Raw genomic sequence first — 14,681 nt, forward strand, 5'->3', positions numbered from 1 at the left:
TTTAGAATGCAGCGTATCAATCCATACGCAAAGGACTCTGCGATGATCAATGCCTCACTGCTGCAAATGGTGATCGACGCCTCCAACGACGGCATCGTGATTGCCGAAAAGGAAGGCGAGCAGGACAACATCCTGATTTACGTAAACCCGGCATTCGAGCGCCTGACGGGTTATACCAGCGAAGAAATCCTCTACCAGGATTGCCGTTTTTTGCAGGCAGGAGACCGGGATCAAGCAGCCCTCACCTTGATTCGGCAGGCGTTGGACAGCGGCGGCTCCTGCCGGGAAATCCTCAGAAATTACCGCAAGGACGGCACGCCGTTCTGGAACGAACTCTCGCTTTCCACGGTAAAAAACCCGCATGACGGACAGACCTATTTCGTCGGAGTGCAGAAAGACGTCACGGCTCAGGTCAAGGCGCAGCAGCGAGTCGCGCAGCTGGAAGCGCAATTGGCCGAGGCACAGGCAGAAATTGTTGCACTCAAAACGACGAACGGCTCAAACCAATCTGCGAATTAGTGGTCATTTACTACAATCACCGATGACTTTGTAATTATTTCTTTCGAGCAAATCATGCAGCGCGACGCACTCCTGACGCAGGATGAGCTGGATTTTATCCAGAACATGCAACACAACCCGCAACTCAATGTGCGAGATGCGACGTCGAGCCTGCTCGTCAACGGTGGTTCGCAGATTCGTGATTTGCTCACCCGCCTGGCTGCTCATGAACAAGTCACCATCCAGGCCAATTTCGAAAATCAGCAAATGACCTTCCCGCTGCACTTGGTGGAAGATGAGTTTCACGCCATGCACCTACGCCTCGGCGTCCCCAGCATCTATGAAGACGGGCCGATGATTCGGCCATGGCGCCTGGCGCTCGAAGAGCCGGTGGCGCTGGAAAATGCCAAGGGGCAACCCGGCACGATGTGGGTGCATGAAATATCGTTCAAAGGGGTCTTGCTGGAGGTTCGCAACAAGACCAAGGCGCCAAAGCACTTCGCGTTGTGGTTCAGCCCGTCAGGTTATGAGCGGATTGCGTTGCGCGGCACCTTCGAGCGTGAAACCGAGCAGGGTTTCTACGCCTACGAGTTGAGCCAGAGCGACACGGACGAAACCGAACGTCTGCGTCAGTACATCCTTCAGCAGCATCGTCTGACTCATCCTGCCCTGCATATCTGAATCTCAGGTATCGAGGTTTCCCGCCAGGAACTGCTTCAGACGCTGGCGCATTAACACTCCCGCGTTTCCCAGGCAACCGATCGAAGATCCGGCCAGGCTCTCCTGTGCCAGGTCCGATGCATCCCCGGCCAGCAACACCTGACAATCCAGCCCCATGGCCAAGCGTTTCAAACGTCGAGGCAGTTCGCCGGCCGGCGCTTGATTGGAAACCAGCACCAGTGCCTGGGGCTTGATCTTCTCACAGACCAGGATCAACTCGTCGAAGGGCTGACCGATCGCCAACAACTGAATAGCCGAATCGACGCTGCTCAGATACAGCGCCGTGACCAGCACATCGAGTTCACGACATTGATCGGCCAAGGCGCAGACAATCACTTGTCGCGGCTGCATGACACGCACCAGCAGCAAGCGTTGCAACACTCGAGCTCGCAGAAAACCATCCAGGAAAAGCCACTCGCTGGTCTGACCGAACGCTTCATGGCGTTGTAGCAGTCGCTTCCAGATCGGAATCAGAATGTCCTGAAACACCACCGTCAGCGGGTAACTGGAAAAAATCTGACCATAGGCGTGCTCCAGTTGAACTTCGTCAAAAGCCCTCACCGCAGCCTTGATCTGCTGCTGCCATTGGCTGTAGTCAGCCTGAACGAGTTCGTTGGGAATGACCTGCGCCAGCACCTTGAGCGGTTCGGTCTTGGCCAGTATCTTGCCGACCTTGCTGACCGCGACACCGCGTTCTATCCAGCCAAGGATGCTGCGAACGCGCTCGATATCGGTCATCGAATACAAACGATGCCCGCTTTCGGTGCGCGTCGGCTGTATCAGACCGTACCGCCGCTCCCATGCGCGTAGTGTGACCGGGTTAACCCCCGTCAGGCGCGCTACCTCACGAATCGGAAACAGTTCTTCTCGAATCAGGGAGGTGATGGGGGGCAAGCCAGGTGCAAGGTCGGTCAGCACGGGCATTTTAAGATCTACGTCCATGTATAAATTTGGACATATTCTAACTCTCCTGCCCCATTAGTACTCAACACGTTGTTGAACTAATTGGTACTTACGTCCCATAAATAATCAGGAATAATCCTTGCTTGTCCCGAGACGCAGCCCACCACCCCCGGCGCTGTGTCTGGCGAAGCTCTTATCCGGAGCGACGCGTTTGCCCTATGGAGATACATAATGTCTACCTCACCCGTCACGCTGATGGTTGCGCGCCGCGTTGCCGATGGGCGTTATCAGGACCTGATGGCCTGGTTGCGCGAAGGCGAACAACTGGCCACCGACTTCCCCGGTTACCTCGGCTCTGGTGTGCTCGCGCCACCGCCCGACGATGACGAATTCCAGATTATCTTCCGCTTCGCCGATGAGCAGACCATGCATGCCTGGGAGCATTCCGCGTCGCGCACTGCCTGGCTGGGACGCGGCAGTGATCTGTTTGCCAACCCTTCGGAACATCGGGTCAGTGGCATCGATGGCTGGTTCGGTGCGGTCGGTCAACGTCCGCCACGCTGGAAACAGGCCGTGGCTATCTGGCTGGCGTTCTTTCCAGTGTCCCTGTTGTTCAACTTTGTATTGGGGCCGCTGCTGGCTGAAACGGGTTTGCTGACCCGCGTGTTTGTCAGCACCCTGTGCCTGACGCCATTGATGGTGTATTTCTTCATTCCACTGTCGACGCATCTGCTGGCCGGGTGGCTGCAAACCCCATCTGCGCGTCCGTTACCCGCAGCACCCACCACCCAAAATCAATAACCCCCATGTAGGAGCGAGGCCATCGCAGGACGTAGGTGAACAACTCTCGTCGCTGGTATAGTTTTGCTCTTACCGCGACGTGAGCCGTTCATGACCTCTTCCGCAGCCCCAATCCTCATCACCAGTGCCGGCCAGCGTGTCGGCCTGCACTGTGCGCAGCGTTTGCTCGAAGACGGCCATCCGGTCATTTTCAGCTACCGCAGCGAACGCCCTGGTGTGCAAACCCTGCGCGATCTGGGGGCGACCGCGGTGTTTGCGGACTTTTCCAGCGAGGCCGGAATACTCGCGTTCATCGGCGAACTGAAAAACCACACCGACAGTTTGCGGGCGATTGTCCATAACGCTTCTGAATGGCTGGCCGAAACCCCGGGCACCGAAGCCGCAGCCTTCACCCGAATGTTCAGCGTGCATATGCTGGCGCCTTACCTGATCAACCTGCACTGTGCTGACTTGCTACGGCGTTCAAGTCCTGCCGACATCGTACACATCAGCGATGATGTGACCCGCAGGGGCAGCAGCAAGCACATCGGCTACTGCGCCAGCAAAGCCGGGCTCGACAGCCTGACCCTGTCCTTTGCCGCGAAATACGCGCCCGGCATCAAGGTCAACGGTATCGCCCCAGCCCTGCTACTGTTCAACCCCGACGATGACGCGGCGTACCGGGCCAGGGTTCTGGCCAAATCGGCACTGGGCATCGAGCCCGGCAGCGAAGTGATCTACCAGAGCCTGCGCTATTTGCTCGACAACCCTTATGTCACCGGCACGACCCTGACCGTCAATGGCGGACGGCACGTCAAATAAGCCGCTCCCGCGAGGATGTCCCATGACGTTATTCCTGCCTCAGAACACGCTGTCCCAGAGCTATCGCGAGATCCTGATCGGCCTCGGTGAAAACCCCGACCGCGAAGGACTGCAAGACACCCCGGCCCGCGCCGCCAAGGCGATGCAATACCTGTGTCATGGTTACGAACAAAGTGTCGAAGAGATCGTCAACGGCGCGCTGTTTGCCTCAGACAACGATGAAATGATCATCGTCGACAACATCGAGCTGTACTCGCTCTGTGAACATCACATGCTGCCCTTCATCGGCAAGGCTCATGTGGCTTATATTCCAACGGGCAAGGTGCTGGGCCTGTCGAAGATTGCGCGGCTTGTGGATATGTTCGCCCGCCGACTGCAAATCCAGGAAAACCTCACCCGGCAAATCGCCGACGCCGTGCAGCAAGTGACCGACGCCGCCGGTGTCGCAGTGGTCATTGAAGCCCAGCACATGTGCATGATGATGCGCGGCGTCGAGAAACAGAATTCGACCATGAACACCTCGGTGATGCTCGGCGCCTTCCGCGAGTCGAGTAATACCCGCCAGGAGTTCCTGCAATTGATTGGACGGAGCAAGTAGCAATGCCACAACTTCAACCAGGAATGGCACGCATCCGGGTCAAGGACCTGTGTTTGCGAACTTTCATCGGGATCAACGAGGACGAAATCCTCAACAAGCAGGATGTGCTGATCAACCTGACCATTCTGTACGCCGCCCAGGATGCAGTGCGTGACAACGATATCGATCACGCGTTGAATTACCGCACCATCACCAAGGCAATCATCGCCCACGTGGAGGGCAATCGCTTTGCCCTGCTCGAACGCCTGACCCAGGAATTGCTGGACCTGGTCATGGCCAACGAGTCGGTGCTGTACGCCGAAGTCGAAGTCGACAAGCCCCATGCCTTGCGCTTCGCCGAGTCGGTATCGATTACCCTGGCCGCGAGCCGCTGACCGCGTCTGGCGCATCGGTCGCCAGGCTTTTATCATCCGCGCCACGATTTGATTGCACAGAGCCCATCATGAACGATCAACAACGCCTGGAACTTGAAGCCGCCGCCTTTCGCCGGCTGGTTACCCACCTGGACAGCCGCAAGGACGTGCAGAACATCGACCTGATGAACCTCTCGGGTTTCTGCCGCAACTGCCTGTCCAAGTGGTACAAGGCCGCTGCCGACGAACGCCAGATCGACGTCAGCCTCGACGAAGCCCGCGAAGTGGTTTACGGCATGCCGTACGCCGAGTGGAAAGCCCAATACCAGAAAGAAGCCAGCGCCGACCAGCAAGCGGCGTTCGCCAAAGGAAAACCCAATGAGTGATCTGAACACCCTGCGCGCCAGCCTCAAGAGCGGCAAACACGCTTTCGCCGATACCTTGGCGTTCATTGCCGCCGGTTACGACTATCAGCCCCAGGCGTTCAATAACGGTGGCGTGGAAAATGCCGCCGGGCAGAACGAAGGTTCGTGCAAGACCCTGGGTCTGGCATTGCTGGAAGGTCTGAGCGATGAAGAAGCGCTGTTGGCGTTTGGTGAGCATTTCCGTTCGGTGGTCGCCACGCCTGAAGGCAGCGACCACGGCAATATCCGCGCGCTGATTGCCCATGGTTTGGCCGGTGTGAAGTTCTCTCAGCAGCCGCTGACTCGCCGCTGACTGAAGCCCGCCTGTGGCGAGGGAGCTTGCTCCCGTTGGGTCGCGAAGCGACCCTGCTTATCTTAATAAAGAAGGGGACCGCTGCGCAGTCCAACGGGAGCAAGCTCCCTCGCCACAGATTATGCGTCGCCATCGATCGGTATCAGGGCACATCCCGACTTTTAATATTGACCCGGCAACTTTATTTCGTTTGCCGGGCACCTCTGCTCGCGGCTTAGATAAAAAGAAGCATCCCTTCTTCTGAGTCCGGTATCCATGAGCAGCGAAAACATCAGTCGGTCAATCAACATCGTTCATCCCGTCACGCTCAGCCACGGTAAAAACGCCGAGGTCTGGGACACCGACGGCAAACGCTACATCGATTTTGTCGGTGGTATCGGCGTGCTGAACCTCGGCCATTGCCATCCGCGCATCGTCGAGGCCATTCGCGAACAGGCCACCCGCCTGACCCACTACGCGTTCAACGCCGCCCCGCATGTGCCCTACATCGAACTGATGGATCGCCTGACGGCGTTTATTCCGGTGGATTATCCGGTCAGTGGCATGCTCACCAACAGCGGTGCGGAAGCGGCGGAAAACGCCCTGAAGATCGTCCGTGGCGCCACCGGTCGCACGGCAGTCATCGCCTTCGACGGCGCCTTCCACGGTCGCACACTCACCACCCTCAACCTCAACGGCAAAGTCGCGCCCTACAAACAGAAAGTCGGTGTGTTGCCGGGGCCGGTGTTTCACCTGCCCTTCCCCAGCAAAGACAATGACGTGACCTGCGCCGAGGCCCTGAAGGCCATGGAGCGACTGTTCAACGTCGAGATCGATGTTGATGACGTGGCCTGTTTTATCGTCGAACCAGTGCAGGGCGAAGCGGGTTTCCTGGCGATGGATGTGGAGTTCGCCCAGACGCTGCGACGTTTCTGTGATGACAAAGGCATCCTGCTGATCGCCGATGAAATCCAGTCCGGCTTCGGCCGTACCGGCCAGCGGTTTGCGTTCTCGCGACTGGGCATTGAACCGGACCTGATCCTGCTGGGCAAAAGCATTGCCGGCGGCGTGCCGCTGGGTGCGGTTGTCGGGCGCAAGTCGCTACTCGATAACTTGCCCAAGGGCGGATTGGGTGGCACCTACTCGGGCAACCCCATCGCCTGCGCCGCCGCGTTGGCGACTTTGGACGAAATGACTGACGCGCATTTGCACGCCTGGGGTGCGCAACAGGAAGAAGCGATTGTCAGCCGCTACGAATCCTGGCGAGCCCGCGAACGGTCACCGTATCTGGGCCGCTTGACTGGCGTCGGAGCAATGCGCGGCATCGAGCTGATCAATGCCGACGGCACACCGGCCTCGGCGCAACTGACACAGCTGCTGGCTCTCGCGCGCGACTCGGGCTTGCTGCTGATGCCCAGCGGCAAGTCGCGACACATCATTCGGCTGCTGGCGCCATTGACCACTGAGGCCGCCGTGCTGGAGGAAGGGCTGGATATCCTTGAGGCGTGCCTGGCAACGCTTTCCTGAACAGCAAATTACGATCCGGGACTGACGTAGCGAATTATGTTCGCTTGTAGTCCCCGATTTTGCGCCGTAATACTGACCAAATACCCCTTTTAGCAAGCGAGATCACTACCACCTACAAGCCTGAGGCAGTCATGTATCACGACAATATAATTTATAAGAAAAAGTCCAATGATCCTCAATTCCTGCTTGGCGTAGCCGTGGTGCTGTTCCTCGGCTCCTACCTGATGAACCTGGGTAACAGCGCCCTCAGTCATTTCCTGCATCCGCTGTTGGGCAATACCCCGGACGGCCTGACCGCTCGTAACATCGCCATTGGCTTGGCGATTGCCGCACTGGGTACGCTGAACTTCCACGTCCTTGGGCGCTTGAAGTTCAAGGTGCAGACCACCGTGGTCTGGATCGAATTGCTGATCCTGTTCCTGGCATTCTTCGACACCTTCGACCTTTCCTACAGCTTCATCCTCGACAAGATCGGTTTCCTGATCATCCAGGGCGCCGCCACCACGCTGTACATCTCCGCCATCGCGATTGTGATTGCCTTCGTGCTGGCGTTGATCGGTGCCGTGGCCAAGCTGTCGAACAACGGCCTGGCCAATGCCATCGCCTCGTTCTACACCTCGTTCTTCCGCGGTGTTCCGCTGCTGATCCAGATCTACCTGATTTACCTTGGACTGCCGCAGCTGGGCTATGTGGTCGACGCGGTACCGGCCGGCATCCTGGCGTTGTCGTTGTGCTACGGCGCCTACATGACAGAGATTTTCCGTGCGGGCATCCAGAGTATTCCGGTAGGCCAGTGGGAAGCTTCACGGGCGCTGGGCATCAACCCGTTCAAAACCCTGAGCCGGGTGATCATGCCGCAAGCCTTGCGGGTGATTATTCCGCCCACCGGCAACCAGTTCATCGCCATGCTCAAGGACAGTTCGCTGGTGTCGGTGATCGGCGTCTGGGAACTGATGTACCTGGCCAAGACCCAGGGTCGCGCGGATTTCCGTCACCTGGAAATGCTGATCACCGCAGCGATGATCTACTGGGCCCTGTCGTTCATCCTCGAACGGGTGCAGGCGCGAATCGAAAAACGGGTCAACCGATCCATTGCAAGGGGTTGATGCGTGATGACTCGAACCAATACCGCTGAGCAACTCGACCTGGCACCTGCTGTGAAGACCAGCCCCTCAATGATTTCCATCACCGGCCTGAACAAGTGGTATGGCAATTTTCACGCTTTGCGCGATGTCGATCTGAACGTCGCCACGGGTGAAATTCTGGTGGTGTGCGGGCCGTCGGGCTCGGGCAAGTCGACGATGATTCGTTGCATCAACCACCTGGAGAACTTCCAGAAAGGCCACATCCAAGTCAACGGCATCACCCTCACCAGCGAGGCAGACAGTGTCAGCGCCGTGCGCCGGGAGATCGGCATGGTGTTCCAGAGTTTCAACCTGTTCCCGCATTTGAGCGTGATGGACAACCTGACCCTGGCCCCGCAACTGGTGCAAGGCGTGTCGTCCGCCGAGGCGAAAAAGCGCGCACAGGTTTATCTGGAGCGAGTGCGAATTGCCGAGCATGCGCACAAGTACCCGTCCCAATTGTCCGGCGGCCAGCAGCAGCGAGTGGCGATTGCACGAGCGCTGTGCATGAACCCCAAAGTCATGCTGTTCGACGAGCCGACCTCGGCCCTGGACCCGGAAATGGTCCACGAAGTGCTGGACGTGATGGGCGAGTTGGCCACCGACGGCATGACCATGATTTGCGTGACCCACGAAATGGGTTTTGCCAGCAAGGTGGCCGACCGCGTGCTGTTCATGGACCAGGGCCAGGTCATCGAGCAAGCCACCCCTGCCGAATTTTTCAACAACCCACAGACCGAACGCGCGCAGCAATTCCTGTCGCAAATCATCGGTCACTGAGAACTGCTTTTACCCCCGCATAACAATAACGAGAAGTGGAGATGAACATGCTCAGTAAAAAACACGTACTTACCCTCACAGCCGCCATGTCGCTGTTGTTCGTCGGCGCCGCCAACGCCGGAGCCGTACTGGACAAAATCCAAAGCAGCAAAACCATGACCGTCGCCACTTCGGCAACCTGGCCACCCCAGGGTTTTATCAACGACAAGAATGAAATCGACGGGTTCGACATCGACGTTTCCAAGGAGATCGCCAAGCGTCTCGGCGTCGCGGTCAAATTCATCACCCCCGACTGGGACGTGATCACCGCGGGCAAGTGGAACGGGCGCTGGGACATGTCCGTGGGCTCGATGACCGCCACCAAAAGCCGCGCACGGATCCTCGACTTTCCCGCGACTTATTACTACGTGCCCTACGTGTTTGCGGTTCACAACAAATCCACACTCACCGACCACAAAGCCCTCAATGGCAAGACAATCGGTGTCGAAGGCGGCACCACTTCCGAGGATTACCTGAACCAGGCGCTGGCCATCGAAGCGACGGACATGCCGCCCGTCGCCTACGACGTACAGACCACAAAGATGAAAACCTATGCCGGTTCCCTCGGGCCGCTGGATGACCTGCGCCTGGGCGATGGCGTTCGCCTCGACGGCATCCTCACTCAGCGCAGCACGCTGGAAGCTGCCATCAAGAAAAATTACCCGCTGCGGGCCGTCGACAACGGCGTGGTGTTCTACGAACCACTGGCCATCGCCACCGACAAGGGTGACGCGGAGTTGAAAGCCAAACTCGGTGAAATCATCGGCGCGATGCACAAGGACGGCACGCTGACCAAACTGTCGACCAAGTGGTACGGCGTGGACTACTCGACAGTCAAGTAACCGACCTCGATCACACCGCCCACCTGTGGGAGCGAGCCTGCTCGCGATGAGGCCATAACGTTCAGTATCAATGTTGAATGTCAGACCGCCATCGCGAGCAGGCTCGCTCCCACAAAAGCCAGGCGTTCGCTTCATTGACCGGCAACTTGTCAAGGATTCAGCATGTCCTTCCCCACCACCTGGTACTCCCAAACCTCGTTGCCCCGCGCGGCCAGGTCCGAACTGAATACCCACGAAACCTGCGACGTCTGCATCATCGGCGCCGGGATCGCGGGCCTTACCGCCGCCCTGGAACTGACCCGGCGCGGCAAACGCGTGGTCATCCTCGAAGCCCATCAAGTCGCCTGGGGCGCGTCCGGCCGCAATGGCGGCGTGGTCTCGCCGGGTTGGGCTGAAGGGTCGGCGGCGATTCGCAAAAAACTCGGACTGGAACAGGCCAGAGCGCTGTTTCAAATGTCCGTCGAAGGCGTGGAAATAGTGCGCCACAACATCGCCGAACTGGCGCTGACCGGCTGCGATCCATCCGCCGGCACGATTCGGGTCAAGCGTTACGACGACAGCGCAGGCGTGAAAAACCACATCGACACCATGCGCCGCGACTTCGGCTATGAACTCAACTACCTCGACACCACCCAGGTTCGCGAACGGGCCCACACCCTGCGCTATTTCCAGGGCATCGAGGATCCGAACGCCTTGCACTTTCATCCACTGAATTATTGCCTGGGCCTGGCCCTCGCCATCGAAGCAGCTGGAGGGAAGATTTTCGAACACTCAAAAATGCTGGCCTGGCATCGCGAGGGCAGCGATAAAATTGTCCAGACTGCTCACGGCTCCGTACGTTGCCAGGACCTGGTGTTCTGCGCCGGCGGTTACGGCGGCCCGGAGTTGCAGAAACTCAGCCGCGCCTACCTGCCCATCGCTACCTACGTGGTACTGACCGAACACCTGGGCGACTCGATCAAAAACGTCCTCGACTCCGGCGCCGCCTTCTCCGACGACCGCCGCGCCTCGGACTACTATCGCGTGGTCGAAGGCGACCGCCTGCTCTGGGGCGGACGCATCACCACCCGCAACGAACAGAACGAAAAAGCCTTGGCGGCCATGCTCAAGGCGGACATGGTCTCGGTGTATCCACAACTGGCGCCGGTAAAAATCGAATTGGCATGGTCGGGCCTGATGGGGTACTCCACCAACAAAATGCCTAACCTGGGGCTGTTGGAACCGGGCGTCTGGGCCTGTACCTCGTTTGGTGGCCATGGCCTGAATACCGGCTCGATTGGCGGCAGGGTCATTGCCGAAGCCGTGTGCGGGGAAAGTGCGCGGTATCAGGTGTTCAAACCGTACCTGCTGGACTGGAACGGAGGGCCGTTTGGGCGAGTTGCGGCCAATGCGATTTATCAGTCGTTGAAGGTCATGGATTTTGTTCAGGAGCGGTTTCGCGGCTGATCGCAATCGACTTCGGCCAACGCATAACCTGTGGGAGCGAGCCTGCTCGCGATAGCGATTTATCATTCAACATTGATATCGACTGACCCACCGCTATCGCGAGCAGGCTCGCTCCCACACTGTTGATCGAGCGTTTGCGACCCCATAAAAAACCGGCCGAAGCCGGTTTTTTGCTTTCTACAGAATCAGCATCAAGCGTTCTGCAGATCGTCGAGATAGCGCTCGGCATCCAGGGCCGCCATGCAACCGGCGCCGGCCGAGGTGATGGCCTGACGGTAAACGTGGTCAGCCACGTCACCGGCGGCGAAGATGCCTTCGAGGTTGGTCGCAGTGGCGTTGCCGTCACGGCCGCCCTGCACAACCAGGTAGCCGTCTTTCAACGTCAGCTGACCTTCGAACAACGAAGTGTTCGGGGTGTGGCCGATGGCGATGAACACGCCGTCGACTTTCAGCTCGTCGAAGCTGCCGTCGTTGTTCTTCAGGCGAGCACCGGTCACGCCCATGTTGTCGCCCAATACTTCGTCGAGGGTCGAGTTCAGCTTCAGGATGATCTTGCCTTCGGCAACCCGGGCATTCAGCTTGTCGATCAGGATCTTCTCGGCGCGGAAAGTTTCGCGACGGTGGATCAAGGTTACGGTGCTTGCAATGTTGGCCAGGTACAGGGCTTCTTCCACAGCCGTATTACCGCCACCCACCACAGCCACTGGCTTGTTGCGATAGAAGAAACCGTCGCACGTCGCGCAGGCCGAAACGCCTTTGCCCATGAACGTTTCTTCCGATGGCAGGCCCAGGTAGCGGGCGCTGGCGCCGGTGGCGATGATCAGTGCGTCGCAGGTGTAAGTCGCGCTGTCGCCAATCAAGGTGTATGGCTTGGCGGCGAAGTCCACGGCATTGATGTGATCGAACACGATCTCGGTTTCAAAGCGCTCGGCGTGCTCTTTCATCCGCTCCATCAGCGCCGGGCCGGTCAGGCCGTGGACGTCGCCCGGCCAGTTGTCGACTTCGGTGGTGGTGGTCAGTTGGCCGCCAGCCTGCATGCCGGTGATCAGCAGTGGCTTGAGGTTGGCACGGGCGGCATAGACCGCTGCGCTGTAACCGGCAGGGCCGGAACCGAGAATAATCACTCGCGAATGACGAACTTCAGACATGACCTGCTCCTGTTGACCGGGCCCGAAACACTGGGCGCGGAACGCCGGATTGCCGGCGGGAATAAAAAAGGACCGTTGAAAGCACTTGGGGAAGGCTTGGGCTCGACAGTCCTGTAAAAGAATGGGTGCAGCGTATCGAGGGGGCGAAGATTAAGGAAATACGGTTTAACAATCCAGCTCATAGGCGGTCTCTATCCCGTTGCAGTGAATTTATAGACGCCTTTGTTACAGTTAATGTCGATGCTACTACCGCGCTTTCGCCTGTCAGGCAAAGCCGGTAAGGTCGGCGCGTTTACCCTTTGCTCGGAGCACGTTATGCCCGCCCCTGTTCTGTCTGGCCCGCAATACCTGCGCGAGGGCCTCAAGCTGGTCCTGAGCCCAAGCCTGCGCTTGTTCGTGTTGTTGCCGCTGGCGATCAACCTGGTGCTGTTCGTCGGATTGATCTATCTGGCCGGCCATCAGTTCAGTATGTGGGTCGATACGCTGATGCCGTCCCTGCCGGATTGGCTGAGCTTCCTCAGCTACATCCTCTGGCCGATATTCGTCGTGTTGGTGGTGTTGATGGTGTTCTTCACCTTCACCATGCTGGCCAACGTTATCGCCGCGCCATTCAATGGCTTCCTGGCGGAGAAGGTCGAAGTGGTGGTGCGCGGCACCGACGACTTCCCGGCCTTCAGCTGGGGCGAACTGATCGCCATGATCCCGCGCACCCTGTCCCGGGAAATGCGCAAACTCGGCTACTTCCTGCCCAGGGCCATCGGTCTGTTCATTCTGTCGTTCATCCCGGTGGTCAACATCATTGCCGCGCCGCTGTGGCTGTTGTTCGGGGTATGGATGATGGCGATCCAGTACATCGATTACCCGGCGGATAACCACAAACTCGGCTGGAACGAAATGCTCGCCTGGCTGCGGCAGAAACGCTGGCAGAGCATGAGCTTTGGCGGGATTGTTTATCTGGTGTTGCTGATTCCGGTGGTCAACATTCTGATGATGCCGGCGGCAGTGGCTGGGGCGACGTTGTTCTGGGTGCGTGAGCGTGGCGCGGAAAATCTGGTGGCAGAACGCCGTTAATCGCGTCACAAATCCATCATCCCACCGTAACAATGACGACATGGCCTCAGCCGACACTGAGGTCATGACGACAACTCTGCATATCACCCTGATCACCGAAACCTTCCCTCCGGAAATCAACGGCGTGGCCAATACCCTTGGTCGCTTGTTCGACGGTTTGCGCGCGCGCGGGCATCAGGTGGAGTTGGTGCGGCCACGCCAGGGTGGCGACCCGCTTATGGGCAGCAACGATGAGTTGCTGTTGTGTCGAGGCTGGCCACTGCCGGGTTATCCCGGCCTGCAATGGGGTCAGTCGTCGATGCACAAGCTGCTGCGGCGCTGGAAACGGCATCGCCCGGACGTGTTGTACATCGCCACCGAAGGACCGCTGGGGTTGTCGGCGTTGCGCGCGGCACGGCGTTTGGGGATCTCGGTGGTCAGCGGCTTTCATACCAATTTTCAGCAGTATTCCAGCCAATACGGCCTCGGGCTGCTGACGCGCTTGCTGACTCACTACCTGCGCTGGTTTCACAATCGCACGACCCTGACCCTGGTGCCCAGCGCCAGCCAGCGTCTGGAACTGGAGCGCCGTAGTTTCGAGCGCCTGGCGCTGCTCTCTCGAGGCGTCGACAGTCAGTTGTTCCATCCGGCCAAACGGCTGAAGCCGCTGCGCGAGCAATGGGGACTGGCCGAGGATGATATTGCCTTCATCCACGTAGGACGTCTGGCCCAGGAAAAGAATCTTGGCTTGCTCAAGCGCAGTTTCAACACGCTGAAAATGACTTATCCACAGCGGAAAATGAAATTGATTGTGGTCGGAGACGGTCCGCAACGATCGATGCTGGAGAAGGAATTGCCCGAGGCGATTTTCTGCGGTTCACAACGCGGCGAAGCCTTGGCCAGTCATTATGCGTCGGGGGATGTGTTTCTGTTTCCGAGCCTGACCGAAACCTTCGGCAATGTGGTGCTTGAGGCATTGGCCTCGGGGCTGGGGGTAGTGGCGTACGATCAGGCGGCGGCGGCGCAGCATATTCGCCATGGCTACAACGGCGTACTGGCCATGCCCGGGGATGAAGAGGCGTTCTGCGATGCGGCACGTTGGCTGCTGGAAGAGCGCGAAACCTTGCGCTGCGTGCGTCTTAATGCGCGCCAGCATGCGAGTCGTCAGGGTTGGGCGGCGATTATCGAGCAGTTCGAGGGGCAGTTGCGCGGGGCTTGTGTTGGGGAGCAGGTAGTTCCTAATGCACAGACATTACCCTGAATCCTTGATGACATTGAGTCAATCTTCGCGAGCAAGCCCGCTCCCACCTTTGATCGCATTCCCCTGAGAGAACTCGGTCGAATGTGGGAGCGGG

17 protein-coding genes are annotated in these 14,681 nt (G+C 58.6%); 15 read left to right on the plus strand and 2 right to left on the minus strand.

Annotated features, from left to right (window positions below; all coding sequences use genetic code 11):
• The first annotated feature begins 42 nt into the window (after positions 1-42).
• Positions 43-519, plus strand: coding sequence for a PAS domain-containing protein (locus BK662_RS00455; RefSeq protein ID WP_123355819.1), 477 nt, complete (start codon positions 43-45; stop codon positions 517-519).
• A 54-nt stretch (positions 520-573) separates the two neighbouring features.
• Positions 574-1,179 carry a hypothetical protein gene (locus tag BK662_RS00460; RefSeq protein ID WP_038978999.1) on the plus strand — a complete coding sequence of 202 codons (606 nt, stop codon included), beginning with the start codon at positions 574-576 and terminating at the stop codon, positions 1,177-1,179.
• 3 nt (positions 1,180-1,182) lie between these two features.
• On the opposite strand, the gene BK662_RS00465 is transcribed toward BK662_RS00460, so the two are convergent.
• Positions 1,183-2,142 (minus strand): MerR family transcriptional regulator, encoded by a 960-nt coding sequence (locus BK662_RS00465; protein WP_259695863.1) that lies wholly within the window; start codon positions 2,140-2,142, stop codon positions 1,183-1,185.
• Positions 2,143-2,352: 210 nt separating this feature from the next.
• Between BK662_RS00465 and BK662_RS00470 the strand changes: the two genes are divergently transcribed.
• From BK662_RS00470 to BK662_RS00530, 11 genes are all read left to right on the plus strand, one after another.
• Complete coding sequence (locus BK662_RS00470) at positions 2,353-2,922, plus strand: antibiotic biosynthesis monooxygenase (protein ID WP_123355823.1); 570 nt, start codon at positions 2,353-2,355, stop codon at positions 2,920-2,922.
• A gap of 90 nt (positions 2,923-3,012) precedes the next feature.
• Positions 3,013-3,723, plus strand: a complete 711-nt coding sequence (folM, locus tag BK662_RS00475; protein ID WP_123355825.1) for a dihydromonapterin reductase — start codon at positions 3,013-3,015, stop codon at positions 3,721-3,723.
• A gap of 22 nt (positions 3,724-3,745) precedes the next feature.
• Complete coding sequence (folE, locus tag BK662_RS00480; RefSeq protein WP_123355827.1) at positions 3,746-4,321, plus strand: GTP cyclohydrolase I FolE; 576 nt, start codon at positions 3,746-3,748, stop codon at positions 4,319-4,321.
• Between the two features lie 2 nt (positions 4,322-4,323).
• Entirely contained in the window at positions 4,324-4,695 is a 372-nt protein-coding gene (folX, locus tag BK662_RS00485) for a dihydroneopterin triphosphate 2'-epimerase (protein WP_105340102.1), read from the plus strand.
• A gap of 68 nt (positions 4,696-4,763) precedes the next feature.
• Positions 4,764-5,060, plus strand: coding sequence for a DUF1244 domain-containing protein (locus BK662_RS00490; protein WP_123355829.1), 297 nt, complete (start codon positions 4,764-4,766; stop codon positions 5,058-5,060).
• Complete coding sequence (locus tag BK662_RS00495) at positions 5,053-5,391, plus strand: HopJ type III effector protein (protein WP_123355831.1); 339 nt, start codon at positions 5,053-5,055, stop codon at positions 5,389-5,391. Before BK662_RS00490 ends, BK662_RS00495 begins: the two co-directional genes overlap by 8 nt.
• Positions 5,392-5,646: 255 nt before the next feature.
• On the plus strand, positions 5,647-6,897 hold the full coding sequence (locus BK662_RS00505) for a 2-aminoadipate transaminase (protein ID WP_123355833.1): 1,251 nt from the start codon (positions 5,647-5,649) through the stop codon (positions 6,895-6,897).
• Positions 6,898-7,028: 131 nt separating this feature from the next.
• A complete protein-coding gene (locus BK662_RS00510; RefSeq protein WP_123355835.1) occupies positions 7,029-8,003 on the plus strand; it encodes an amino acid ABC transporter permease in 975 nt (324 codons plus the stop codon).
• 69 nt (positions 8,004-8,072) lie between these two features.
• Entirely contained in the window at positions 8,073-8,801 is a 729-nt protein-coding gene (locus BK662_RS00515; protein ID WP_123356100.1) for an amino acid ABC transporter ATP-binding protein, read from the plus strand.
• A 47-nt stretch (positions 8,802-8,848) separates the two neighbouring features.
• Positions 8,849-9,682 carry a transporter substrate-binding domain-containing protein gene (locus BK662_RS00520; RefSeq protein ID WP_123356102.1) on the plus strand — a complete coding sequence of 278 codons (834 nt, stop codon included), beginning with the start codon at positions 8,849-8,851 and terminating at the stop codon, positions 9,680-9,682.
• Positions 9,683-9,844: 162 nt separating this feature from the next.
• On the plus strand, positions 9,845-11,128 hold the full coding sequence (locus BK662_RS00530; protein ID WP_123355837.1) for an NAD(P)/FAD-dependent oxidoreductase: 1,284 nt from the start codon (positions 9,845-9,847) through the stop codon (positions 11,126-11,128).
• Between the two features lie 191 nt (positions 11,129-11,319).
• On the opposite strand, the gene trxB is transcribed toward BK662_RS00530, so the two are convergent.
• A complete protein-coding gene (gene trxB / locus BK662_RS00535) occupies positions 11,320-12,276 on the minus strand; it encodes a thioredoxin-disulfide reductase (protein WP_008008648.1) in 957 nt (318 codons plus the stop codon).
• A gap of 315 nt (positions 12,277-12,591) precedes the next feature.
• On the opposite strand from trxB, the gene cysZ reads away from it, so the two are divergent.
• Together cysZ and BK662_RS00550 are read left to right on the plus strand one after the other, a co-directional pair.
• Positions 12,592-13,347: a sulfate transporter CysZ gene (gene cysZ / locus BK662_RS00545; protein WP_123355839.1), complete on the plus strand. Its 756-nt coding sequence runs from the start codon at positions 12,592-12,594 to the stop codon at positions 13,345-13,347.
• A gap of 40 nt (positions 13,348-13,387) precedes the next feature.
• Positions 13,388-14,587 carry a glycosyltransferase family 4 protein gene (locus BK662_RS00550; RefSeq protein ID WP_123355841.1) on the plus strand — a complete coding sequence of 400 codons (1,200 nt, stop codon included), beginning with the start codon at positions 13,388-13,390 and terminating at the stop codon, positions 14,585-14,587.
• The last annotated feature ends 94 nt before the right edge of the window (positions 14,588-14,681 follow it).

Source organism: Pseudomonas frederiksbergensis, assembly GCF_003732275.1.
GTDB lineage: Bacteria > Pseudomonadota > Gammaproteobacteria > Pseudomonadales > Pseudomonadaceae > Aquipseudomonas > Aquipseudomonas frederiksbergensis_H.